This is a genomic window from Novosphingobium resinovorum (genome assembly GCF_036352595.1).
In the GTDB taxonomy this organism is placed as follows: domain Bacteria; phylum Pseudomonadota; class Alphaproteobacteria; order Sphingomonadales; family Sphingomonadaceae; genus Novosphingobium; species Novosphingobium resinovorum_B.
Genome location: NZ_JAZFAX010000001.1, coordinates 301493 through 323423, shown reverse-complemented (window position 1 = coordinate 323423; position 21931 = coordinate 301493). Strand labels below are relative to the sequence as shown.

The following is a 21931-nucleotide window of genomic DNA, read 5'->3' as shown; positions in this document are numbered from 1 at the left end:
TGTGGTCCACCGCAATGGTACGAGATGGGCCCCCGCCTTCGCGGGGGTGACGGGGGTTTATGTGAGGTAAGCCTTTGAGTACCGAAATAGACTATTACGAACTGCTCGAGGTGGAGCGCACGGCGGACGACAAGGTTCTCAAGTCGGCCTACCGCAAGCTCGCCATGCGCTATCACCCGGACAAGAACCCGGGCTGCGGCGACTCCGAAGCGCGGTTCAAGCAGATCAACGAGGCTTACGACTGCCTCAAGGATCCGCAGAAGCGTGCGGCCTACGATCGCTACGGCCATGCCGCGTTCCAGCAGGGAATGGGCGGCGGCGGCGGTCAGGGTGGCGGAGACTTCGGCGATATCGGCGACATCTTCGAATCCATCTTCGGCAGCGCCTTTGGCGGCGGCGGTCGCCAGCAGCAGCGGCGCGGCGCGGATTTGCGCTACGACATGGAAGTCAGCCTCGACGAGGCGTTCCGCGGCAAGAGCACCGAGATCACCATCGAAGTCTCGCAATCGTGCGAGCCGTGTGGCGGTTCGGGCGCGCAGCCCGGCACCGGCAAGCGCGGCTGCTCGATGTGCGGCGGCCACGGCAAGGTCCGTGCGCAGCAGGGCTTCTTCGTGGTCGAGCGCACCTGTCCGACCTGCCACGGCCGGGGCGAGGTGATCGAGAAGCCGTGCCGCTCGTGCGGCGGCGAGGGCCGGGTGGACAAGCCGCAGACGCTACAGGTGGACATTCCGCCGGGCGTCGATTCGGGCACCCGCATTCGCCTTTCCGGCAAGGGCGAGGCCGGGCCGTTCGGCTCGCCTCCGGGCGACCTCTACATCTTCCTCCACGTCAAGCGCCACCGCGTGTTCGAGCGTGACGGGACGACGCTGGTGACCAAGGTGCCGATCACCTTCACCACTGCGGCGCTGGGCGGCTCGATCGAGATTCCCGGCATCGACGGCGAGGCGATCGAGTTGGAAATCCCGGCAGGCATCCAGTCCGGCAAGCAGCTGCGCAAGCGCGGCGAGGGCATGCCGGTGCTGCAGGGCCGCGGCCGCGGCGACCTCGTGATCGAGATCGCGGTGGAAACGCCCACCAAGCTTTCGGCGCGCCAGAAGGAAATCCTGCGCGAACTGCAGGCGACCGAAACCGGCGACGAATGCCCGCAGTCGAAGGGCTTCTTCGACCGCATCAAGGACGCCTGGACCGACCTGACGGAGTGATAAACGGAGCGGGCGGGCCCGAGTGCTCCGCCCGCTTTTCGCATCCAACCTCGTCATTGCGAGCGTAGCGAAGCAATCCAGGGCAGTTTCAAGCCGCCCTGGATTGCTTCGCTACGCTCGCAATGACGAAACTTGGGATACCTATTTCCCCGCCAGAACTTCGCGCCGGATTCTGCGCAGCAGCCCCGGGTCGGCTTTCAACCGCTGCTTCTCCTCATCCAGTATCGCCAGGAACGCGCGCCGCTTGAAGCCCAGCAGTTCGGGCGCGCTGATCGCGTGCTCGGCCGACAGGGTGGAGGCGATGAGGTCCATCATCCGCTCCGCCCCGTGGAGCCGGCCCCAGAGGTAGTCGTTCTCGCGATACCCCCGGCTGAAGAAGGCGCCGAAGTTGAAGAACTCCTTGCCGCGCAAGGTCTCCTCGCGCAGCCCGTCGCGGATCGCGTGGCAGTCCTCGGGCGAGATGCGATCGACCAGCACCGGATCGAACTCCGTCAGCCCCTCGCCGCGCAGCAGCGGCAGGGTGACGGTGTCGTAGAAGGGGAACCCCAGATAGGCCAGGAGCACCCGCCGCCGCAGCGCCTGCGGCATGGCGGCAAGCGCGTCGGTCAGGATCTCGTCCACCGCCGTGTCTGCCGCCAGCAGGCCCCGCGCCGATGCGAAGTGGTCTATCGCGGCTTGCGGATCCTCGAAGAACGCGCGCGCCAGCGCCGGGAAGTCCTCGCCCAGCGCCGCCAGCGGCTCGCGGTCGATGTAGAGCGCCAGCGCCGCGTAGATCGCGGTGCGCGCGGCGTCGCGGTCCTGCTCGGTGACGTCGGGCTCGGCTTCCCACTCCTGCGTCACCCGCCGCGCCAGCAGCCGCAGGCGGCGCACGCGGAAGGCGAGGTCGTGGCTGCGGAAGAAATCGACCATCGCCGGCGTATCCGCCTCGCGCAGTGCCTGGGCGCGGTCGAGGCCATGTGCCGCAAGGTGCGCGATCAGCCGCCGCCGGATCGGCTCGGGCGAGGGCAGGTCAAGTTCGGGCGCGGCTTCCAGCACCATGCGCGCCATCATCGCGGTGATCCCGCTGAACTTGACCTGCGCATAGCCGTGATAGGCGAACCCGGCCTGTTCGAACGCCGCGCCCTGCGCCTTCGCGCGCCACACGGCGAGCCGCCTTGGCGTCGGCCGGTCGAGGAAGAAAGTGTGGCCGAACAGGCGCTCGACCGTCTCCTCGATCTCCGGGCGCAACGCCAGCACGATCTCGCGCAGCGCCGCCATCTCGCGCGAGCGGGTCTCCAGCGCCTCGAGGTTGTCGCGGATCGGCTGCTCGCGCGGGATTGCCGAGAGCGAGCCGAAGATCACCGAGAAGAACCCCGGGAGGCTGGCATCGCGCCGCAGTTCCGCGCCGAGGTGGTCGGGGGTGGGATCGACGTAGACGAAGCGCCGGTCCACCTCGCGCGCGGCGGGGCGGTCGTTGAGCACGCCCATGGCATCGGCGAAGGGCGCGTTGACCAGCACCGCCCCGTCGATCAGCGAGACGCAATCGAGATCGCCGCGCCGCGCGTGCTCCGGCATGATCCGCGCGAGGAAGGCATCTCGCGTCGGCCAGTCCTCGCTCTCCTCGTCGACCAGGCGATCGATCTCGCCGATCTGCAGGGGCGGGAAGGCGCCGGGGAAGCTGGCCGAGGCGCGCGCGGCCATGACCAGTTCGGGCACCGGCGCCAGCGATGCGCCCTCGCGCCCCGCCTTGACGTGGAAGCCGAAGGTCAGCCGATGCTCGCTCTCCAGCACCATTTGCGGCGAATGGAGGCGCAGCGTTTCCAGATGGCCCTTGAAGTCGGTCGAGGTCAGGAAGACGTCGAGCGGGTGATGCTCGGGCAGCAGCGGCGGTCCGGCGGGGGTTGCCGCCATCGCCGTCAGCGCGCGGTGCAGCAGGCGCGAAAAGCCGATGCCGCTGAACGGCGGCTCGAACCAGCGCGAGCGTACGAGGCGCGACAGCTTCTCGCGCACTTCAGCACGAGTCTCGGGGGCGACGCTCTCGCTGACGGCGTTGCCGGGGCGGTGGAGCAGGTAGGTGACCAGCGGGCTCGCCCAGAACTTCGCCGCCTTCGACCACGGCCGCGCCTCGGGATCGAGCAGCACGTCGACGTCGGCGGTTTCCAGCCAGAGGTCGGTGAGCGGCTCCAGCGATTGTCCCGAATGGATCGCCTGGGCGAGGAACAGCGAGTTGATGCCCCCCGCGCTCGCCCCGGCGGCGATGTCGGCCAGCACGCGCAGCCGCAGGTTTCCGCTGCTTTCCAGGCGCCGGAGCAGGTCGAGATAGACCGCTGCGCTGCCTTCGGGCGCAGGTTCCTGCGCCGCGTGGGCACGGCTCGCCTGCAGGGCTTTCCACAGCTCCTTGGTGACCCCGTGCATATAGACGGCAAGGCTGACGCCGCCGTAACAGACCAGAGCGATCCGCAGTTCTTTTTGCTGCATTCCCGTACTCTTACGCAGGGTTACAGGATTGGCAATTGCGTTCTCATTACGTTCCGTTTACGCGGGCGGCATGGCGAAACCGAAACGTCGATATGTCTGCCAGGCCTGCGGGGGCGTCGCTACCCGCTGGCAAGGGCAATGCGCCGATTGCGGCGAGTGGAACACGCTGGCGGAAGAGGCGCCGCAGACGGTGTTCTCGGCAAGGCACGACTTGTCTTCGGGCGGCCGGCCCATCCTGTTTACGCCGCTCGACGCGCCGGGCGAAATTCCCAAGCGCCAGACGAGCGGCATTTCCGAGTTCGACAGGGCTCTCGGCGGCGGCCTCGTGCCGGGCTCGGCGATCCTGATGGGCGGCGATCCGGGGATCGGCAAGTCCACGCTGCTGCTGCAGGTTTCCGCCAACGTCGCCAATCAGGGCGGGCTCTCCGTCTACGTCAGCGGCGAGGAAGCGGCGGGGCAGGTGCGCCTGCGGGCAGAGCGGCTCGGGCTGTCGAAGGCGCCGATCCAGCTGGCGGCGGCGACTTCGGTGCGCGATATCCTGACCACGCTGGGGATGATGGACAAGCCTTCGCTGCTGGTGATCGATTCGATCCAGACGATGCATTCGGACCAGATCGAGGGGGCGCCCGGAACCGTCAGCCAGGTGCGCGGCTGCGCCTTCGAACTGATCCGCTACGCCAAGGAAAACGACGTGACGCTGGTGCTCGTCGGCCACGTCACCAAGGACGGCAGCATCGCCGGCCCCCGCGTGCTGGAGCACATGGTCGACGTGGTGATGAGCTTCGAGGGCGAGCGCAGCCACCAGTACCGCATCCTGCGCTCGATCAAGAACCGCTTCGGCCCGGTGGACGAGATCGGCGTGTTCTCGATGGAGGGCTCGGGCCTCGCCGAAGTCGGCAACCCCTCGATGCTGTTCCTGTCCGGGCGCGACGAGCCGATGGCGGGCAGCGCGGTGTTCCCGGCGATGGAAGGCACGCGGCCCGTTCTGGTCGAGGTGCAGGCCCTGATCGTGCGGCTGCAGAGCGGCGCGACACCGCGCCGCGCGGTCGTGGGCTGGGATTCGGGGCGCATGGCGATGCTGCTGGCGGTGCTGGAGGCGCGCTGCGGGCTCAGCTTCTCGAACTGCGAGGTCTATCTCAACGTGGCGGGCGGCTACCGGCTGGGCGATCCGGCGGCGGACCTCGCGGTGGCGGCGGCGCTGGTTTCGGCGCTGGGGGACAAGCCGCTCTCCACCGATGCGGTGTGGTTCGGCGAAGTCTCGCTGGCGGGGGAGATTCGCCCGGTGGCGCATGGCTCGATCCGCCAGCGCGAATCGGCCAAGCTGGGCTTCGCCAAGGCGTTCGGCCCGGCCAATGGGCAATCGTCAGAAAGAGGGGCTCCCGAAAAGGGCCTGACGTTCACCGGATTGACGATGCTGCCCAACCTCGTTGACCGCATCCTGTCCGATGCCTAATCCAGCGGGTCTATGACTGGCTTCGACATCGCCGTACTGCTCATCGTCGGCCTGGGCGCCGTGACCGGCTTCATTCGCGGATTCGTGCACGAAATCCTGGCCCTGGCGGCCTGGGTCTTCGCCATCTTCGCGATCCGGCTGTTCCATACGCCCGCCACCGAATGGCTCTCGGCCCACATGGGGTCGGAATCGGCGGCGGGGGTGCTCGCCTTCGCGCTCCTGCTGGGCATTCCCTTCATGGTCGTGAAGCTGGTGGCCCGGTGGGCCGGGGCGAAAAGCCGCGCATCGCTGCTCGGGCCGATCGACCGGGTGCTGGGGCTGGGCTTCGGCGCGGTGAAGGGCGTCATCATCATTGTCCTCGCCTTTTCGGTGGTGGTGCTGGGCTACGACACGATCTGGGGCGTCGGCGGCCGGCCGGACTGGATCACCCAGGCGCGCACGTATCCCTTCGTCAACGCCAGCAGCGAGGCGCTGGTGCAACTGATCGCCGAGCGCCGGGCCGAGGCGCGCGCCGCCGAGGCCGCGCGCGAGGCCGAGTAGCAGCGATGTCCACGGCCGTACTCTACACGCCCGAGGTGCTGGCGCTGGCGATCGACCTCGCCCGCTTCCCGCTGGTGGATGGCATGCTCTTGCGCGGCGAGGCGCGCTCGCGCAGTTGCGGCAGTACGCTGGCGCTGGGCCTCGAGATCGACCGAGACGGCGCAATCTCGCGGGTCGGGCTGCGCAGCCATGCCTGCGCCATCGGGCAGGCTTCGGCCGCGATCTTCGCGGTGGGCGCCGTCGGTGTCGATGCCGCGCGGATCGCCCGGACGCACGGTGCCGTCGCGGCCTGGCTGGCGGGCGAGGGCGCGCTGCCGGCGTGGCCGGGCTTCGCGGCGATCGCCGCCGCGCAAGCCTATCCGGCGCGGCACGGCGCGGTCATGCTGCCGTGGGACGCGGCGGTACAGGCACTGTCCCTCGCCTGATCGCGCGGCTATGGGCGGCGGCGTGACGATGCCCTTCGAAGACCCGACTCCGCATTCCCTTCCGCCTCGCGCCCTGCGCCTCGATCTCGACGGCGATGCGCTGCAGGCCAACTGGCGCGCGCTCGACCGCATGTCCGGAGCGGCCCGCGCCGGGGCGGCGGTCAAGGCGGACGCCTATGGGCTCGGCGCGCGCAGGGTGGTGCCGTTGCTGCGCGAGGCCGGCTGCCGGGACTTCTTCGTGGCGCACTGGTCCGAGGCGGCCGAAGTGCTGGACCTCGCCGGGACCGCCGCGCTCTCGGTGCTGCACGGGCCGCTGACCGGTGCCGACGCGGCCTATGCCCGCGCCCACGGCATCAAGCCGGTCATCAACTCGCTCGAACAGGCGGCGCGCTGGCGCGATGCGGGGGGAGGGCGCTGCGATCTCATGGTCGATACCGGGATGAACCGGCTGGGCGTGAGCCTCGACCAGTTGGGAGACCCGGCGCTGGCCGGGCTCGAGGTGGACCTGCTGCTCTCGCACCTCGTCGCCGCCGAAGAGGACATCGCGCTCAACGAAATCCAGCGCGCACGCTGGCAGCAGGCCCGTCTCACGGTGCCCCATGCCCGCGCGAGCCTTGCCAACAGTGGCGGAATCGCGCTGGGCGAGGCCTATCACGGCGACCTCACGCGGCCGGGCATCGCGCTGTACGGCGGCGTGCCGCGCGCGGAGATGGCGGAGGCGCTGCGGCAGGTCGCCCGCCCGCAGGCCGCCGTTCTGCAGGTGCGAAGCGTGGCTCCGGGCGAGACCATCGGCTACAACGCCACGTTCACCGCACCTACGGCGATGCGCGTAGGCACGATCGCGCTGGGCTATGCCGACGGCTACTTGCGCTGCTGGTCCGGCAAGGGGCGCTTCACCGCCGGCGGCCACGAACTGCCCGTGCTGGGCCGCGTCAGCATGGACCTCACCGTGGTCGATCTGACGCATGCACCGGGGATCGGCGAGGGCGACTGGATCACCGCGCAATACGCCCTGCCGCAGGCCGCGGCCGCGACCGGCCTTTCGCAATACGAGTTGCTGACCCTGCTCGGCCGCCGCTTCAATCGTTGATAATCGCGGAAATTCGCGCGATTTCCTCTTTTGCTGCGCAGCAATTTGTGTTGCAATGCGACATTCCGGAATGGTAACCTAGCCATCCGCAAATGGGGACTGGATATGGCTGATACGGCGCCTGGCGACGACAACACCGTAATCATCAAGAAATACGCGAACCGGCGGCTCTACAACACCCGTTCGTCGAGCTATATCACGCTCGATCACCTCGCCAAGATGACCCGCGAAGGCGTCGACTACAAGGTTCTCGATGCCAAGACCGGCACCGACATCACGCACACGATCCTCACCCAGATCATCATGGAAGAGGAATCGAACGGCGAGCAGATGCTTCCCGTCAACTTCCTGCGCGAACTCATCAGCATGTACGGCAACCAGATGCAGTCGCTGATCCCGCACTACCTGGAAGCCTCGATGGAGAACTTCCGCGCCAACCAGTCCAAGCTCGCCAAGGCGTTCGAGGACAGCCTGGGCAACAATCCCCTCGCCAAGCTGGCCGAGCAGAACATGGCGATGTTCCGCGCCGCTTCAGCCGCGTTCATGCCGGGCGCGGAAAAGCAGCCGGAAACCAAGGCGCCGCCGGCCGAAGGCAACGGCGATCTCTCGGCCCTGCGCGACCAGATGGCCGAAATCCAGAAGCGCCTCGACGCGCTGGGCAAGTAAAGCGCACTGAGAGGGCGAAGTGATGACCTCCCGCGTCGCTCGCCCTGCCGCGCGCATCATCCTGCTCGATCCGGCTGAGCGCGTGCTGCTGTTCCGCTTCGACCCGCCCGACCGTGCGCCGTTCTGGTGCACGCCGGGCGGGGCGGTCGATCCCGGCGAAAGCTACGAGGATGCGGCAAGGCGCGAGCTGCTGGAGGAAACCGGCTTCGTTGCAGAGCCGGGGCCGCAAGTGGCGCAGCGGATCGCCGATTTCATCACCATCGAAGGCGTGCCGGTGACGGCCGACGAGCGCTATTTCCGCGTACGTACGCCTGAGGGCGCCGATCCCGAGGCGATCGACACCGGCGGCCACACCGAACTGGAACGCTCGGTGATGCGCAGCTGGCGCTGGTTCGACCGCGCGGCATTGGCCGCGCTGGAGGAACCGTATTTTCCGGAAGATCTCGCCGAGATGCTTTGAGATATCACGTCATCCCGGCGTATGCCGGGACCGTGGGCAAATCTTGAGGCGATAGCTGTCGTCAACGTGCCCCGGCGTGAGGCCGCCCCTAAAGACGGCCCACGGTCCCGGCATACGCCGGGATGACGGGTGCACGAATATTTGAACCTTGCGCCAAGTCCCGCTAACAGGCGCGCCATGAATCAGAAGACCGCGATCCGCCACGCCCTCTCCACCAAGCGCGAAGACGATTTCGCCCAGTGGTATCAGGAAGTCGTCTCAGAAGCCGAGATGGCCGAGGAATCGGGCGTGCGCGGCTGCATGGTCATCAAGCCGTGGGGCTACGGCGTGTGGGAACGCATCCAGCGCCTGATGGACGACCGCATCAAGGCGGCGGGCGTGCAGAACTGCTACTTCCCGCTGTTCATCCCGCTCTCCTACTTCGCCAAGGAAGCCGAGCACGTCGAGGGCTTCGCCAAGGAGATGGCGGTCGTCACCCATCACCGCCTCGTCGGTGACGGCAAGGGCGGCCTCGTGCCCGATCCCGAGGCGAAGCTGGAAGAGCCGCTGATCGTGCGCCCCACCTCGGAGACGGTGATCGGCCAGGCCATGGCGCGCTGGGTCCAGTCCTGGCGCGACCTGCCGCTGATGGTCAACCAGTGGGCCAACGTGGTGCGCTGGGAAATGCGCACCCGCATGTTCCTGCGCACCAGCGAGTTCCTCTGGCAGGAGGGCCACACCGCTCACGCCGACCGCGACGATGCGATGGCCGAGACGCTGCGCGCGCTCGAAATGTACCGCGACTTCGCCGAGACCGAGCTGGCGATGCCCGTCATCGCCGGTGAAAAGCCCGAGAACGAGCGCTTCCCCGGCGCCGTCGCGACGTATTCGATCGAGGCGATGATGCAGGACGGCAAGGCGCTGCAGGCGGGCACTTCGCACTACCTCGGCACCGGCTTCGCCCATGCTGCCGGAATCACCTTCCAGGATCGCGAGGGCACGCAGCAGTATGCCCACACGACCAGCTGGGGCACCTCGACCCGCATGATCGGCGGCCTCATCATGACGCACGGCGACGACGACGGCCTGCGCGTGCCGCCCGCCGTGGCGCCGCACCAGATCGTCATCCTGCCGATGCTGCGCGACACGCCCGAGGACGACGCGCTGCTCGCCTACTGCGAGGAACTGCGCAAGGCCCTCGTCGGCCAGTCGGCCCTTGGCGAAAGCGTGCGCGTGCTGCTCGACAAGCGCCCCGGCAAGGCCACGCAGAAGCGCTGGGCCTGGGTCAAGAAAGGCGTGCCGCTGATCCTCGAGATCGGCGGGCGCGATGCGGCGGGCGGTCAGGTCTCGATGCTGCGCCGCGACAAGCTGTGGACCGATACCGGCAAGGCGAACTTCGTCGGCCTCGCCAAGGACGAATTCGTGGCCCGCGCTTCGGCCGAGATCGAGGACATCCAGGCCTCGCTCCACGCCGAAGCCAAGGCCAGGCGCGATGCGAACATCTCGAAGGCATCCAGCTTCGAGGAACTCGCGGCGTTCTTCGCCGAGGACAAGCGCTATCCGGGCTGGGTCGAAGTCGAATGGGCACGCCCGACCGGCGATGAACTCGAAGCCGTGGTCCAGAAGCTGAAGGGCCTTAAGCTCACCATGCGCAATACGCCGCTGGGCGCCGAACCCGCGACCGGTAACTGCATTTTCACGGGACGTGGCGCCGTGGAGAAGATATACGTCGCCCGATCCTACTGAATGGGGTCTTACTGATTTCACACGGGGGCTCCGGATGATCGCAGCGATTAAATACAACCTCGCGAACCTGACCAACTTCAAGGGACGCGAGGGTCGCTCGGCCTTCTGGTTCTATTTCCTGTTCCTGGCGATCATCCAGATCGTGATTTCCATCGTGATCTCGATGGTGATGACGGCACCGATGATGGCCGACGTGTTCGAGGCTGCGAAGCAGGGGCTGAGCGAAGCCGAGATGCAGAAGCGCATGTTCAGCCGCCTTTCGGGGATGATGCGCACTTCGGTCTGGGCTTCCGTCGCCAGCACACTCGTGCTGACCGGTCTGCTGGTCGCCTCGTTCACGCGGCGGCTGCACGATTCCGACAAGCCGGGCTGGATCGCCGGGCTGACGGCGCTGATCCAGTTCGCGGCGCTGGGCATGGCGGTCGCTTCGGTCGACAAGGTCGCCGAGATGATGATCATCGCCCAGAGCGGCGACATGGTGAAGCTGCAGGAGGCGCAGGCCAGCGTGATGATGAACGGCATGCTCGGCTATGTGCCGCTGCTGCTCATCATCGTATTCGGCGTCTGGCCCTCGAGCGACGGCGCCAACCGTTACGGCGCGGAGCCCGATCACATCTAAGGCCCACAGTTCGTCATTGCCTCCCACTTTTCGTCATTGCGAGCGGAGCGAAGCAATCCAGGGCAAAGCAAACCGCCCTGGGTTGCTTCGCTCCGCTCGCAATGACGAAATAGGGGGATGAGACGAGCGATCACACAAGACGGCCTTGCTTCCGGGGGCAATTCGCGCCTGCGAGATTGCATTGCACGGCTGCAGGGGGCATCTGCGAGGAATGCCCGCAAACAACCGCCCCGCCAATAACCGAACCTCAGGCACTCGGCTCACCGCCAACCGTCCGGTCAAGGATCGCTCGGCAAAGGATCGCCCCACGCCGGGACTGCCCACCCGCAAGCAGATCCTCGACTTCATCCAGAACGCGACGGAGCCTGCGGGCAAGCGCGAAATCTCGCGCCACTTCGGCCTCAAGGGCAATGAGAAGATCCAGCTCAAGGCGCTGCTCAAGGACATGGCCGAAGAGGGCCTGATCGACGGCAAGCGCACTGCCTTCCACAAGATGGGCGGGCTGCCCAAGGTCACCGTCCTGCGCGTGATCGACATCGACGAGGGCGAGGCGATCGCCGTCCCCGATACCTGGCAGCCCGATGACGCCACCCCGCCGCCGCGCATTCGCCTCATCGAGAAGGGGCGCGGTTCGGCGCTGCGCAAGGGCGACCGCGTGCTGTCGCGCACCGAGGAAAGCGCTACCGGCTGGCGCGCCTTCCCGATGAAGAAGCTGGAACTGCGCGCCGACCAGATCCTCGGCGTCGTCGAGATCGACGGCGGCGGCAAGCCCTGGCTGGCCCCGGTCGACAAGCGCATCCGCAATTCCTCGCCGATCTCCGATCTTGGCGAGGCGAAGGCGGGCGAGCTGGTGCTGGGCGTGCCGATCGGCCGTTCGGCACGGCCTTCGGTCAAGGTGACCGAAGTGCTCGGCGAACCGCTGGCGCCCAAGTCGTTCAGCCTGATCGCCATCCATAAGCACGGCATTCCCAACCACTTTATCGAGGAAGTGCTGGAAGAGGCGCAGGTTTCGGCCAAGCTGCCGCTCAGCGCCGAGCACCGCGAAGACCTGCGGCACCTGCCGATCGTCGCCATCGATCCCTCCGACGCGCGCGATCATGACGACGCGATCTGGGCGGCCCCGGACGGGCAGGGCGGCTTCGACGCGCTCGTCGCCATCGCCGACGTGTCGTTCTACGTGCGCCCGGGCGGCCAGATCGACCGCGAGGCGCGTCGGCGCGGCAACTCGGTCTACTTCCCCGACCGCGTCGTGCCGATGCTGCCCGAGGTGCTCAGCGCCGACGTCTGTTCGCTGCGCTCGGGCGAGGACCGCGCGGCGATGGCCTGCCACATGAAGATCGACGCCGAGGGCAAGATCACCGACTGGCGCTTCACCCGCGCAATCGTGCGGATCGACGAAGTCATCGCCTATGAAGAAGCGCAGGCGCGCATCGACGAGGGCCGGGCTCAGGAGCACCTGACAAACTTGTGGGCCGCATGGAAGGCGCTCGCTACCGCGCGCAGCAATCGCGATCCGCTGGAACTCGAACTGCCCGAACGCCGCGTCAAGCTGGACGAGAAGGGCCGCATCACCGAGATCGCGATCCGCGAGCGGCTCGACGCGCACCGCGTCGTCGAGGACTTCATGATCGCTGCGAACGTCGCCGCCGCCAAGGCGCTGGAGGCCAAGACCGCGCCCGTCGTCTACCGCATCCACGAGACGCCGAGCCGCGAGAAGCTGATGGCGCTCAAGGACTACCTCGCGACGTTCGGCAAGAAGCTGGCGATGGGGCAGGTCATCACGCCCAGCCTGTTCAACCGTATGCTCAAGGACGTGACCGACGAGACCGAGAAGGCGCTCATCATGGAAGCGGTCCTGCGCAGCCAGACGCAGGCCTATTACGGCCCCGCCAATGCCGGGCACTTCGGGCTGGCGCTGGCGTCCTACGCGCACTTCACCTCGCCGATCCGGCGCTATGCCGACCTTCTGGTGCACCGCGCGCTGGTCGATGCCTATGGGCTGGAGCAGCCCAGGCCCAAGGCCGACATTCCGGCGCTGTCAGGGCTGTCGGAGCGTGACCGCGAAGACCTCGGCCGCGTCAGCGACGCGATCAGCCAGACCGAGCGCCGCGCCATGGAGGCCGAGCGCGAGACGATCGACCGCTACGTCGCCGCCTGGCTGGCGAGCCGTGTGGGGGAAGTGTTCGACACCCGCATCACCGGCGTCCAGAAGTTCGGCTTCTTCGCCACCATCGTCGGCCTCGGCGGCGACGGCTTGGTCCCGGTCTCGACGCTGGGGGACGAGCGATTCACGTTCGATGAGAAAGCCAAAGTGCTGGTCGGCGACGAGACGGGCACCGTCTTCTCGATCGGCCAGATCCTCAAGCTGCGACTGGCGGAGGCCAATGCGCTGACTGGCGCGCTCAAGTATGAGCTGCCCGACGGCGGCGGCCGGATCGAGCCGCGCGGGAATGCTCCGGCGCTCAAGCACAAGGGCAAGCACTTCGTCGGCCAGCGCGGGCGGCCGAAGAACATCCGGCATCAGGGGCGGGGCAAGCGGTAACGCCCCGCACTCGATCCAGCCCCTCATCGTCATTGCGAGCGTAGCGAAGCAATCCAGGGAAGAGCAAACCGCACTGGATTGCTTCGCTACGCTCGCAATGACGAGGTTATGTGGGGCAATGGACCGTTTGTGGCACCCTTGAGTGCCGTTAGATGCCGCCCAGTGCCGCTCAGCTCAACCGTTCGATCGCCTCGGCATCGAGCCCGCCGGGGACCACGAACACCGGACAGGTCATATGCGCCATGCCCGGCCCGGTGAAGTGCGCGACCAGAGCGCCGGGTCCGCCTTCCTTCGCCGCGCCCAGCACCAGCGCCGAAACCTCGGGATGCTCCTCCAGATATTTGCGCACGATCTTGATGTCTTCTCCCATGTGAACGGAGATGACCGGCATCTTTGCGCCTTGCGACAAAAGGTTTCCCGCCGCCGCCGTCACCAGCGTCTCGGCGCGGGCGCGGGCCTCTTCCTCGATGGTCGCCTGAACCCCGGCGAAGGCGTTGAAGGGCTGCGGCGGGACGAGCGCCAGAAGGTGCAGCGCACCGTCGGTCTTGGCCGCGCGGCGGGCCGCGAACTGCAGGGCGACGAGCGCTTCCTCGCTCTCGTCGACGATCACCAGGTAGATGCGCATGGGTGGTTCCCTCTCCAACCGGCTTATCGATACGCGAAGCCTGCAAGACAAGCCACCACTGTTGCGAAAAAAGAAACTGCAAGGTTCTTGAACGCAACGCTCAAGCCGTCCAAGGAGGGGGCCAGCGCCCGAAAGCGGCCTCCCTACGGACAATAAGGAACGTACAGTTTCCATGCCCATCGAGATCAAGATGCCCGCCCTGTCCCCCACCATGGAAGAGGGCAAACTGGCCAAATGGCTGGTCAAGGAAGGCGATACCGTCTCCTCCGGCGACATCATGGCCGAGATCGAGACCGACAAGGCGACCATGGAATTCGAAGCCGTCGATGAAGGCGTGATCGGCAAGATCAGCGTCGCCGAGGGCACCGAAGGCGTCAAGGTCGGCACCGTCATCGCCGTGCTGGTCGAAGAGGGCGAGGACGCCTCGGCGATCGACGCACCCAAGGAGGCCCCGAAGGCCGCAGCCAAGGAAGAGGCTCCGAAGACTGAAGCCAAGGCTGAAACCAAGCCCGCTCCGGCAGCCGCCCCCAAGGCCGCCGCTTCGGGTGACCGCGTCGTCGCCACCCCGCTCGCCAAGCGCATCGCCGACGCCAAGGGCGTGGACCTCTCGGGCGTCACCGGCTCGGGCCCGAACGGCCGCATCGTCAAGGCCGACGTCGAGGCCGCACAGGGCGGCACCGCCAAGAAGGCCGCTCCGGCGCCCGCAGCTTCGGCCCCGGCCACTGCTCCCGCCGCCGCCGCGACCTCTTCGGTCGAGATGGCCGACGAGACCCGCGCGCTGCTCGATGCCCGCGTGCCGCACTCGGTCGAGAAGCTTTCGGGCATGCGCAAGACCATCGCCCGCCGCCTCGCCCAGTCGAAGCAGGAAGCGCCGCACATCTACCTCAGCGTCGACGTTCAGCTCGACAAGCTGCTGGAACTGCGCTCGCAGATCAACGCCACGCTGGAGAAGCAGGGCGTGAAGGTCTCGGTCAACGACATGCTGGTCAAGGCGCTCGGCATGGCGCTGGTCGCGGTGCCGGAGTGCAACGTGACGTTCGCGGGCAACGAACTCATCAAGTACGAGCGCGCCGACATTTCGGTCGCCGTGTCGATCCCGGGCGGCCTCATCACCCCGATCGTCACCGCCGCCAACGAAAAGTCGTTCTCGGCCATCGCCAAGGCGACCAAGGATCTCGCGAGCCGCGCCAAGGAAGGCAAGCTCAAGCCCGACGAGTACCAGGGCGGCACCGCCTCGATCTCGAACATGGGCATGATGGGCATCAAGTCGTTCTCGGCCGTCATCAACCCGCCGCAATCGACCATCCTCGCCATTGGGGCAGGCGACAAGCGCCCCTGGGTCATGCCAGACGGGTCGCTGGGAGTGGCGACGGTTATGAGTGCAACGGGCAGCTTCGATCATCGTGCCGTTGACGGCGCCGACGGCGCGCGCCTGATGGCCGCGTTCCGCGAGTTCGTCGAGAACCCGCTGAGCATGATCGCCTGATATGGAGTTCGAGGCCGGGGGACATGAGAGTGGTGAGCTGGTCATCCGCGTCACCGCGATGCCCACCGACCTCAACCCCTATGGCGGCGTTTTCGGGGGCTGGCTGATGAGCCAGCTCGCCTTGGGCGCCGCCTCGCTGGTCACCCGCCGCACCGGGCACAAGGCCGTCGTGGTGGGGGCGACCGACTTCACCTTTCCCGGCGTCATGCTGGTGGGCGACGAACTCAACGTCTATGCGAGCGTGCAGAGGACGGGGCGCACTTCGATGACGATCGCGACGCGCGGCTTTGGCCGGGCGCGGGCGAGCGAGCATCAGGTCGAAGTCGCCACCGGGCTGTTCACATTCGTGACGCTCGATGAGAACGACCGCCCCAGGGCCATTGCCGCGACTTCGGAGATCGTCTGACATGGCGGAAGAATACCGCGAACCCGTCATCCGCATCACCGCGATGCCCGCCGATGCCAATGCTTATGGCGACATCTTCGGCGGCTGGCTGATGAGCCTGATGGACATGGGCGCAGGGCTGATCGCCGCGCGCCACTCGCATGGCCGCGCCGTCACCATCGCGATGGACGGCATGCAGTTCCACAAGCCGGTCAAGGTGGGCGACGAAGTCAGCGTCTACGGTGAACTCAGGAAAGTGGGCCGCTCCTCGATGACTATCGGCATCGAGGCCTGGCGGCGCCACCGGCATGAAGAAGAACAGGTGAAGGTGACCGAAGCGGTCTTCACCTTCGTCGCAATCGACGACGCGGGCCGCCCCCGCGCGATCGAACAGGAGAGTTAAGAGTGGCTGATTCTTACGACGTCATCGTTCTCGGTTCCGGCCCCGGCGGCTATGTCGCGGCGATCCGCAGCGCGCAGCTTGGCCTCAAGACCGCCATCGTCGAGCGCGAACTGCTCGGCGGCATCTGCCTCAACTGGGGCTGCATCCCGACCAAGGCGCTGCTGCGCTCGGCCGAGATCCTGCACCACATGAAGCACGCCAAGGACTATGGCCTCGCGGCGGAGAACATCACCGCCGACCTCGACGCGATCGTCAAGCGCTCGCGCGGCGTGGCCAAGCAGCTCAATCAGGGCGTCACGCACCTGATGAAGAAGAACAAGATCACCGTCCACATGGGCACCGGCAAGCTGGTGGCTCCGGGCAAGCTGGAAGTGACCGGGGACAAGGGTTCGGAAACCCTCTCGGCCAAGCACATCATCATCGCCACCGGCGCCCGTGCGCGTGAACTGCCCGGCGCCAAGTCGGACGGCAACCGCATCTGGACCTACCGCCATGCGATGACGCCCAAGGAAATGCCGACGAAGCTGCTGGTCCTCGGCTCGGGCGCGATCGGCATCGAGTTCGCCAGCTTCTACAACGACATGGGCGTCGACGTGACGGTCGTGGAGATGATGGACCGCATCGTACCGGTCGAGGACAAGGACGTCTCGGCCTTCCTCGAAAAGGCGCTGGTCAAGCAGGGGATGAAGATCCTTACCGGCGCCAAGGCGAGCGACGTCAAGGCTTCGGACAAGGGCGTCTCGGTCAAGATCACGCCCAAGGGCGGCAAGGAAGAGACGCAGGAATTCAGCCACGTCATCGTCGCCATCGGCATCGTCCCGAACGTCGAGAACATCGGCCTGCAAGAACTCAAGATCGAACCGGACGAGAAGTTCTTCGTCAAGGTGGACGACTATGGCCGCACCAACGTCCCGGGCGTCTGGGCGATCGGCGACTGCGTGAAGGGTCCGTGGCTTGCCCACAAGGCCAGCCATGAAGGCGTCACCACCGCCGAATCGATCGCCAAGGAACTGGGCAACAAGGAAGTGCACCCGCACGCTCTGGACCGCCGCAACATCCCGGGTTGCACCTACTGCCACCCGCAGATCGCCTCGGTCGGCCTGACGGAAGCCAAGGCCAAGGAAGAGGGTTACGAGGTCAAGGCCGGCACTTTCCCGTTCATCGGCAACGGCAAGGCGATCGCGCTGGGCGAGCCCGAGGGCTTCGTGAAGACCGTGTTCGACGCCAAGACCGGCGAATTGCTGGGGGCCCACATGATCGGCGCGGAAGTGACCGAGATGATTCAGGGCTACGTCGTCGGCAAGACGCTGGAGACCACTGAGGCGGAACTGATGAACACCGTGTTCCCGCATCCGACGATCTCGGAGACGATGCACGAGGCGACCCTCGCCGCCTACGGCCGCGCGATCCACATCTGATCGCGGCATCTGATTGCGCCCGGCGCGCAAACGAAGAGGGCGGCCCCGCAAGGAGCCGCCCTTTTTCGTAGGCCTCCCTCTTCGCCCGCGAGCGAAGCGAAGCAACCCAGGGCAACGTAGTGCTGCCCTGGGTCGCTTCGTTTCGCTCGCGGTTGACGGAATTAAATCAGGGCGTCGCTGGCGCAGGCTCGGAAGGTGATGCGGCAGGTTCGGCAGGCGTTGCCGCAGGCGCCGGGCTCGCCGCCGGCTCCTTGGCGATCTCCTCGGCCTTCTCCGCCGCCTTGTCGCCTGCCGTCTTCATGTCGGGGCCATAGACCGGCACCACGTTCTCGCTCACCCGGCCGTGGAGCGCGTCGATCTCGGCCTTGCGCTGCTTGAGGTAGAGTTCGCGATAGGCGGCGTACGGGTTGTCTTCCTCGCGGATGCGGCGGATCTCGTCGTCGAACGCGGCGCGCTCGCCAAGCTGGCTCAGGATCGCTGAGGGGATCACCACTTCGGGCTTGTTGAACGGCGAGCCGACCACGGCGGGCAGGAGCATCTTGTCCACGGTATCGCCGATCACGTCGCGCAGCGTGGTCGGGCCGATGATCGGCGCGTAGAAGTACGGACCCGGCCCCACCCCATAATAGCCCAGCACGTCGGCCAGGCCATTGGGGCGATAGGGCAGGTTGAACGGCTTGCGCTTGGCCATGTCGATGAAACCCGCCGCGCCGATCGTGGTGTTGATGACGAAGCGCCCGGCGGTCTCGAACGCCTTGCCCGGCTTGAGTTCGAGCAGGTAGGCGACGAACACCACCGGCTCGTTCAGGTTCGAGAAGAAGTTGCGCAGGCCCTGGCGCACCGGACGCGGCAGGCCCTTGTTGTAGACCTTCGCCATCGGTTCGAGCACGGCCTTGTCGACCGCCTGGACGGCCTTGAACGACTGCTCGTTGATCCGTTCGAGCGGATCGCCCGGCGGCGGGGGCTTGCGCGGCATGACGATGATGTCCGCCCCGTCCTGCGCCGGAGCGGTCGCAGTGGGATCGGCGGCAGCGGGAGCGGCGGCGGCCGGGTCCGTGGCCGTCTGCGGTGCCGGCGCGGCGGCGTCGGCAGGCGCCATCGATGTCGCAGCGGCGCCTACCTGCGCCCCGCCGGTCTGGACCTCGGGCGCGGGGAGGGGGGAGACGGTGGCCTCGCTCGTCGCCGGAATTCCGGCTTCGGGGGCTGCCGCGCTTATCATCACCGCTACTGCGGCGGCCGTAAGGCTCATGCATTGGTCCTTGTCGGGCGGCCACGTCGAACGCGCCCGCTGCAATCGGGATACCCCAAGTTAAGGCTGCCCCCAACCATACTCATGGGTATATTCACGCGCTAGGGCCCGCTGCCCTATTCGTCAATCGCACGCCGTGCGTTCCGTCGATCCGCGAAGGCGGTCGGACGAGCGGGGTGCGGGACGCAGGGAGCAGATGTGCGGCGAGGCCATTTCGAGCCTTCCGTTCGTCACGTTGCGGCCCCATATTGATATCGTCCATCAACGGAGTGAGGCACATGGGACTTTTCGACGGCATTCTCGGCCAGGTCAGCGAGCACGCGGACATCGGCAATCTCGCGACGAAGCTGGGTCTCGATCCGGCGGTGGCGGAAAAGGCGATCGCGGCGCTCGGCATCGCCCACCAGCAGGACGGCGACACCGCGCAGCTCGCCTCCGAGCGTAGCGGTCTCGACGTCGGCACCATCCAGCAGATCATCGCGCAGATCGGCGGGGAGGGTTCGCTGACCCAGTTCGCCAGCGCCATCGCCGCCGATCCCGGCAAGGCTGCCAGCTTCTTCGACAAGGACGGCGACGGCAGCGTGATCGACGACCTGACCGGCATGGCCAAGGGCCTGTTCGGCAAGGGCTGACGGGGACAGCGTCATCCCGGGCCATGCCCGGGACCGTGGGCAAATCTTGAGGCGAAGGTTCTCGCCGGGCCGCCTTGCCGATAAGCAGGTGTCTAAAGACAGCCCACGGTCCCGGGTCAAGCCCGGGATGACGCCTGCCTAACCCCTCTTCCCCGCGATATATTCGCCCACGTTCTGCGCCAGCACGTCGAGCGGGACGTTGCCGCCGTCGACGACCGCCTGGTCGAAATCGCGCAAGTCATAGGCCGCGCCCAGCGCCGCCTCGGCGCGCTTCCTCTGCGCCACGATCTGCGAATGGCCCATCTTGTAGCCGCAGGCCTGCCCCGGCCATGAGCAGTAGCGGTCCACCTCGTTCACCACTTCCTCGCGCTTGTTGCCGTTCTTCTCCATGAAGAAGCGCACCGCCTCCTCGCGGGTCCAGCCCTTGGCGTGCAGGCCGGTGTCCACCACCATGCGGCAGGCGCGGAACGCCAGCGACTGCAGGTAACCGAGGCGCCCGACCGGGTCCGCGTCATAAGCGCCCAGTTCGTCGGCCAGTTGCTCGCCGTAGAGCGCCCAGCCTTCGGAATAGGCGTTGAACGCCAGGATCGAGCGGACCAGCGGCAGGCGGTTGGCATATTCGCCCTGCCAGACGTGGCCGGGGATCGCCTCGTGATGGACCAGCGTGGGCAGGTCATACTTGCGGTGGAGGTCGGTGGAGCGCAAGTTGATCCACATCTTGCCCGGCACCGTGCCGTCCTTCGACCCCGCGCCGCCGTAAGCGGTGGGCGCGCCCGGCTCCTCGGACAGCGGCAGGCGCCGCACCTCGACGTTGCCGGGCACCGTCTCGCGGAAGGCGCGCGGCATCTGCCCTCGGATCCAGTCGATGCGTTTCTGGATGAAGGCGAGGATCTCGGCCCGGCCGGGGTCGCCTTCGGGGAACATGAAGCGCTTGTCCTCGCCCAGCGCGGTCATGCGCGCGCCGACGGTCCCTTGCGTATAGCCCAGCGACCTGAGGATCGGGTCCATGCGCGCGTGCAGTTCGGCCAGTTCCTGCAGCCCGCGCTGGTGGACCTCCTCCGGCGGTACGCGGGTGGTGGTGCTCGCACGCAGGGCCCAGGCGTAGTATGCGGCGCCGTGCGGGCGCTCGCGCATGCCGGGATCGCCCTTGGCGAGGCCGCGCTGGCGCTGGAGTTCGGCGAGCTGGCGCTGGAGCGCGGGAACGACCTCGCCGGCGACGATGCGCGTCGCGTCGGCGGCCCACTGGCCCTGCATCTGCTTGGTGCGGCCGGCGATCGAGGCGACGAGGCTGCCGCCGTCCTGGCGGGCATCGGCGATGGTGCTGGTCATCTGCGCGATGGCGCGGTCGAGCAGGAAATCGGGCGGGACCAGGCCCATGGCGGTGGCCGCCTCGATCCGGCCGCGCTCGCCGTCGAGCTGGGCGCCGAGCTGAGACAGGCGCGCGATCCATGCGTCGGCGTCGGCGGGGGTGCGGACCGGATGGTCGGCATCGAGGAAGCGCGGCGCGTCGAGATAGGCGCCGACATTCTGGATCACCACGTAAGGGGCATTGCGCCAGCCGCCGACGGCGACGTCGCCATAAGGCAGCGCGAATCCTTCGAGCGCGGTGGCGAAGGCGCTGCGCACGACCGCGAGGCTGGTGCGGGTGGCATGGTCGAGGCCGGCCATGTCGAACGCCTCGACTTGCGCGAGACCCTTGCGCAAGGTGGCGGCATAGGCATCGCGCCCGGCCTGAGAACGATCCTCCAGCCGGGCGCGCAAACCGACATGGGCGCCGGTATCGACGCCGAGGCCGGTGGCGCTTTCGGGCACGTGGTCGAGCAGGCTCCAGGCGATGGAATCGAGCAGTGAAGCGGCACCCGGCGAGGACACCCCCACTGCGGCCGCGCGCGAGGGGAGGGCGAAGGCGGCGGTTCCGGCGGCGAGCAGGTGTACCGCGCGGCGGCGGGTCATCGAATGGCGGGTGTCGAGCATGCCCGAACGATGGCGCGCGGGCCGCTGGGTGTCAAACAGGGGGAGGGTGGCTCTCGCATAAGGCGTTTCCTTTCCGCCTCCCCGTCACCCTGAAACGAGTTCAGGGTGACGAAGAAGGGTGGAAGGAAAACAGCGAAGCGGGCCATTTCCCCTCTCGACACGGTTCGCCTTCGCGCCGTCTTGCGTTAAGAGAGCCGCATGGACATCGCGCTCTCGCTTCTCGTGCTTACGGTCATCGCGCTGGTGATCGGGGCGATCGTGCTGCTGCGGCGCGGCGGCTATCGCAAGCAGGCCGGGCTGATGCTGGTGCTGGCCGGGGTGATGATCGTCAACATCGCGATCTGGACCCTGCCCGATCGCGAGGGGCGCTCGCTGGCGGGCGAGGCGAAAAAGGAACAGCCGCCGGAGTAACGGGGAGACTCGTCATCCCGGCGCATGCCGGGACCGTGGGCAAGTCTTGAACTCCCCTCGTCATTGCGAGCGAAGCGAAGCAACCCAGGGCAGTCTAATGCTGCCCTGGGTTGCTTCGCTTCGCTCGCAATGACGATCCGAGGTCGGATGTTGAGGGTCTTTAAAGACC

20 protein-coding genes are annotated in these 21931 nt (G+C 67.2%); 16 read left to right on the top strand and 4 right to left on the bottom strand.

What is annotated here, in order from left to right; translation table 11 throughout:
• The first annotated feature begins 74 nt into the window (after positions 1–74).
• Entirely contained in the window at positions 75–1202 is a 1128-nt protein-coding gene (gene dnaJ / locus V2S85_RS01620; protein WP_330701125.1) for a molecular chaperone DnaJ, read from the top strand.
• Between the two features lie 141 nt (positions 1203–1343).
• Here the strand turns inward: dnaJ and V2S85_RS01615 are convergent, their stop codons facing one another.
• Positions 1344–3659 carry a patatin-like protein gene (locus tag V2S85_RS01615; RefSeq protein ID WP_330701124.1) on the bottom strand — a complete coding sequence of 772 codons (2316 nt, stop codon included), beginning with the start codon at positions 3657–3659 and terminating at the stop codon, positions 1344–1346.
• Positions 3660–3729: 70 nt separating this feature from the next.
• On the opposite strand from V2S85_RS01615, the gene radA reads away from it, so the two are divergent.
• The 9 genes from radA (at position 3730) to rnr (ending at position 13179) form a co-directional block, all read left to right on the top strand.
• Positions 3730–5112 carry a DNA repair protein RadA gene (radA, locus tag V2S85_RS01610; protein ID WP_330701123.1) on the top strand — a complete coding sequence of 461 codons (1383 nt, stop codon included), beginning with the start codon at positions 3730–3732 and terminating at the stop codon, positions 5110–5112.
• 12 nt (positions 5113–5124) lie between these two features.
• Positions 5125–5652 carry a CvpA family protein gene (locus tag V2S85_RS01605; protein ID WP_330701122.1) on the top strand — a complete coding sequence of 176 codons (528 nt, stop codon included), beginning with the start codon at positions 5125–5127 and terminating at the stop codon, positions 5650–5652.
• 5 nt (positions 5653–5657) lie between these two features.
• The gene (locus V2S85_RS01600; protein ID WP_330701121.1) at positions 5658–6077 is read left to right on the top strand and encodes an iron-sulfur cluster assembly scaffold protein; all 420 of its coding nucleotides are present in this window, start codon (positions 5658–5660) and stop codon (positions 6075–6077) included.
• A gap of 28 nt (positions 6078–6105) precedes the next feature.
• Entirely contained in the window at positions 6106–7167 is a 1062-nt protein-coding gene (gene alr, locus V2S85_RS01595; RefSeq protein ID WP_330701381.1) for an alanine racemase, read from the top strand.
• Between the two features lie 105 nt (positions 7168–7272).
• Positions 7273–7833: a polyhydroxyalkanoate synthesis repressor PhaR gene (gene phaR / locus V2S85_RS01590; protein ID WP_330701120.1), complete on the top strand. Its 561-nt coding sequence runs from the start codon at positions 7273–7275 to the stop codon at positions 7831–7833.
• A gap of 22 nt (positions 7834–7855) precedes the next feature.
• Positions 7856–8293, top strand: a complete 438-nt coding sequence (locus V2S85_RS01585; protein ID WP_330701119.1) for an NUDIX hydrolase — start codon at positions 7856–7858, stop codon at positions 8291–8293.
• Positions 8294–8470: 177 nt separating this feature from the next.
• A complete protein-coding gene (gene proS, locus V2S85_RS01580) occupies positions 8471–10018 on the top strand; it encodes a proline--tRNA ligase (protein ID WP_330701118.1) in 1548 nt (515 codons plus the stop codon).
• A 34-nt stretch (positions 10019–10052) separates the two neighbouring features.
• Positions 10053–10637: a DUF805 domain-containing protein gene (locus V2S85_RS01575; protein WP_036523161.1), complete on the top strand. Its 585-nt coding sequence runs from the start codon at positions 10053–10055 to the stop codon at positions 10635–10637.
• Between the two features lie 211 nt (positions 10638–10848).
• Positions 10849–13179, top strand: a complete 2331-nt coding sequence (gene rnr / locus V2S85_RS01570; RefSeq protein WP_330701117.1) for a ribonuclease R — start codon at positions 10849–10851, stop codon at positions 13177–13179.
• Between the two features lie 169 nt (positions 13180–13348).
• Here the strand turns inward: rnr and V2S85_RS01565 are convergent, their stop codons facing one another.
• On the bottom strand, positions 13349–13804 hold the full coding sequence (locus V2S85_RS01565; RefSeq protein ID WP_008832727.1) for a universal stress protein: 456 nt from the start codon (positions 13802–13804) through the stop codon (positions 13349–13351).
• A 172-nt stretch (positions 13805–13976) separates the two neighbouring features.
• Between V2S85_RS01565 and V2S85_RS01560 the strand changes: the two genes are divergently transcribed.
• Genes V2S85_RS01560 through lpdA form a run of 4 tightly spaced genes read left to right on the top strand, consistent with a single transcriptional unit; the run spans position 13977 to position 17496 of the window.
• Positions 13977–15290 (top strand): pyruvate dehydrogenase complex dihydrolipoamide acetyltransferase, encoded by a 1314-nt coding sequence (locus tag V2S85_RS01560; RefSeq protein ID WP_330701116.1) that lies wholly within the window; start codon positions 13977–13979, stop codon positions 15288–15290.
• A 1-nt stretch (position 15291) separates the two neighbouring features.
• Entirely contained in the window at positions 15292–15696 is a 405-nt protein-coding gene (locus V2S85_RS01555; RefSeq protein WP_330701115.1) for an acyl-CoA thioesterase, read from the top strand.
• 1 nt (position 15697) lies between these two features.
• Positions 15698–16078 (top strand): acyl-CoA thioesterase, encoded by a 381-nt coding sequence (locus V2S85_RS01550; protein ID WP_008832724.1) that lies wholly within the window; start codon positions 15698–15700, stop codon positions 16076–16078.
• Between the two features lie 2 nt (positions 16079–16080).
• The gene (gene lpdA, locus V2S85_RS01545) at positions 16081–17496 is read left to right on the top strand and encodes a dihydrolipoyl dehydrogenase (protein WP_330701114.1); all 1416 of its coding nucleotides are present in this window, start codon (positions 16081–16083) and stop codon (positions 17494–17496) included.
• Positions 17497–17662: 166 nt separating this feature from the next.
• Here lpdA and V2S85_RS01540 read toward each other — a convergent pair whose 3' ends face one another.
• Positions 17663–18745, bottom strand: a complete 1083-nt coding sequence (locus V2S85_RS01540) for a VacJ family lipoprotein (protein WP_330701113.1) — start codon at positions 18743–18745, stop codon at positions 17663–17665.
• A 278-nt stretch (positions 18746–19023) separates the two neighbouring features.
• Here V2S85_RS01540 and V2S85_RS01535 point away from each other — a divergent pair, with 278 nt between their 5' ends.
• On the top strand, positions 19024–19377 hold the full coding sequence (locus V2S85_RS01535) for a hypothetical protein (RefSeq protein ID WP_330701112.1): 354 nt from the start codon (positions 19024–19026) through the stop codon (positions 19375–19377).
• A gap of 138 nt (positions 19378–19515) precedes the next feature.
• Here the strand turns inward: V2S85_RS01535 and V2S85_RS01530 are convergent, their stop codons facing one another.
• On the bottom strand, positions 19516–21351 hold the full coding sequence (locus V2S85_RS01530; RefSeq protein ID WP_330701111.1) for a DUF885 domain-containing protein: 1836 nt from the start codon (positions 21349–21351) through the stop codon (positions 19516–19518).
• A 198-nt stretch (positions 21352–21549) separates the two neighbouring features.
• Between V2S85_RS01530 and V2S85_RS01525 the strand changes: the two genes are divergently transcribed.
• On the top strand, positions 21550–21762 hold the full coding sequence (locus V2S85_RS01525) for a hypothetical protein (RefSeq protein WP_330701110.1): 213 nt from the start codon (positions 21550–21552) through the stop codon (positions 21760–21762).
• Positions 21763–21931 lie beyond the last annotated feature (169 nt).

Coding starts and splice junctions, on each gene's coding strand:
- V2S85_RS01585 (WP_330701119.1), top strand. CDS start 7,856: ATGACCTCCCGCGTCGCTCGCCCTGCCGCGCGCATCATCCTGCTCGAT.
- V2S85_RS01535 (WP_330701112.1), top strand. CDS start 19,024: ATGGGACTTTTCGACGGCATTCTCGGCCAGGTCAGCGAGCACGCGGAC.
- V2S85_RS01550 (WP_008832724.1), top strand. CDS start 15,698: ATGGCGGAAGAATACCGCGAACCCGTCATCCGCATCACCGCGATGCCC.
- proS (WP_330701118.1), top strand. CDS start 8,471: ATGAATCAGAAGACCGCGATCCGCCACGCCCTCTCCACCAAGCGCGAA.
- alr (WP_330701381.1), top strand. CDS start 6,106: ATGCCCTTCGAAGACCCGACTCCGCATTCCCTTCCGCCTCGCGCCCTG.
- V2S85_RS01605 (WP_330701122.1), top strand. CDS start 5,125: ATGACTGGCTTCGACATCGCCGTACTGCTCATCGTCGGCCTGGGCGCC.
- radA (WP_330701123.1), top strand. CDS start 3,730: ATGGCGAAACCGAAACGTCGATATGTCTGCCAGGCCTGCGGGGGCGTC.
- phaR (WP_330701120.1), top strand. CDS start 7,273: ATGGCTGATACGGCGCCTGGCGACGACAACACCGTAATCATCAAGAAA.
- V2S85_RS01575 (WP_036523161.1), top strand. CDS start 10,053: ATGATCGCAGCGATTAAATACAACCTCGCGAACCTGACCAACTTCAAG.
- V2S85_RS01525 (WP_330701110.1), top strand. CDS start 21,550: ATGGACATCGCGCTCTCGCTTCTCGTGCTTACGGTCATCGCGCTGGTG.
- V2S85_RS01565 (WP_008832727.1), bottom strand. CDS start 13,804: ATGCGCATCTACCTGGTGATCGTCGACGAGAGCGAGGAAGCGCTCGTC.
- V2S85_RS01560 (WP_330701116.1), top strand. CDS start 13,977: ATGCCCATCGAGATCAAGATGCCCGCCCTGTCCCCCACCATGGAAGAG.
- V2S85_RS01615 (WP_330701124.1), bottom strand. CDS start 3,659: ATGCAGCAAAAAGAACTGCGGATCGCTCTGGTCTGTTACGGCGGCGTC.
- V2S85_RS01540 (WP_330701113.1), bottom strand. CDS start 18,745: ATGAGCCTTACGGCCGCCGCAGTAGCGGTGATGATAAGCGCGGCAGCC.
- V2S85_RS01600 (WP_330701121.1), top strand. CDS start 5,658: ATGTCCACGGCCGTACTCTACACGCCCGAGGTGCTGGCGCTGGCGATC.
- V2S85_RS01555 (WP_330701115.1), top strand. CDS start 15,292: ATGGAGTTCGAGGCCGGGGGACATGAGAGTGGTGAGCTGGTCATCCGC.
- V2S85_RS01530 (WP_330701111.1), bottom strand. CDS start 21,351: ATGCTCGACACCCGCCATTCGATGACCCGCCGCCGCGCGGTACACCTG.
- rnr (WP_330701117.1), top strand. CDS start 10,849: ATGCCCGCAAACAACCGCCCCGCCAATAACCGAACCTCAGGCACTCGG.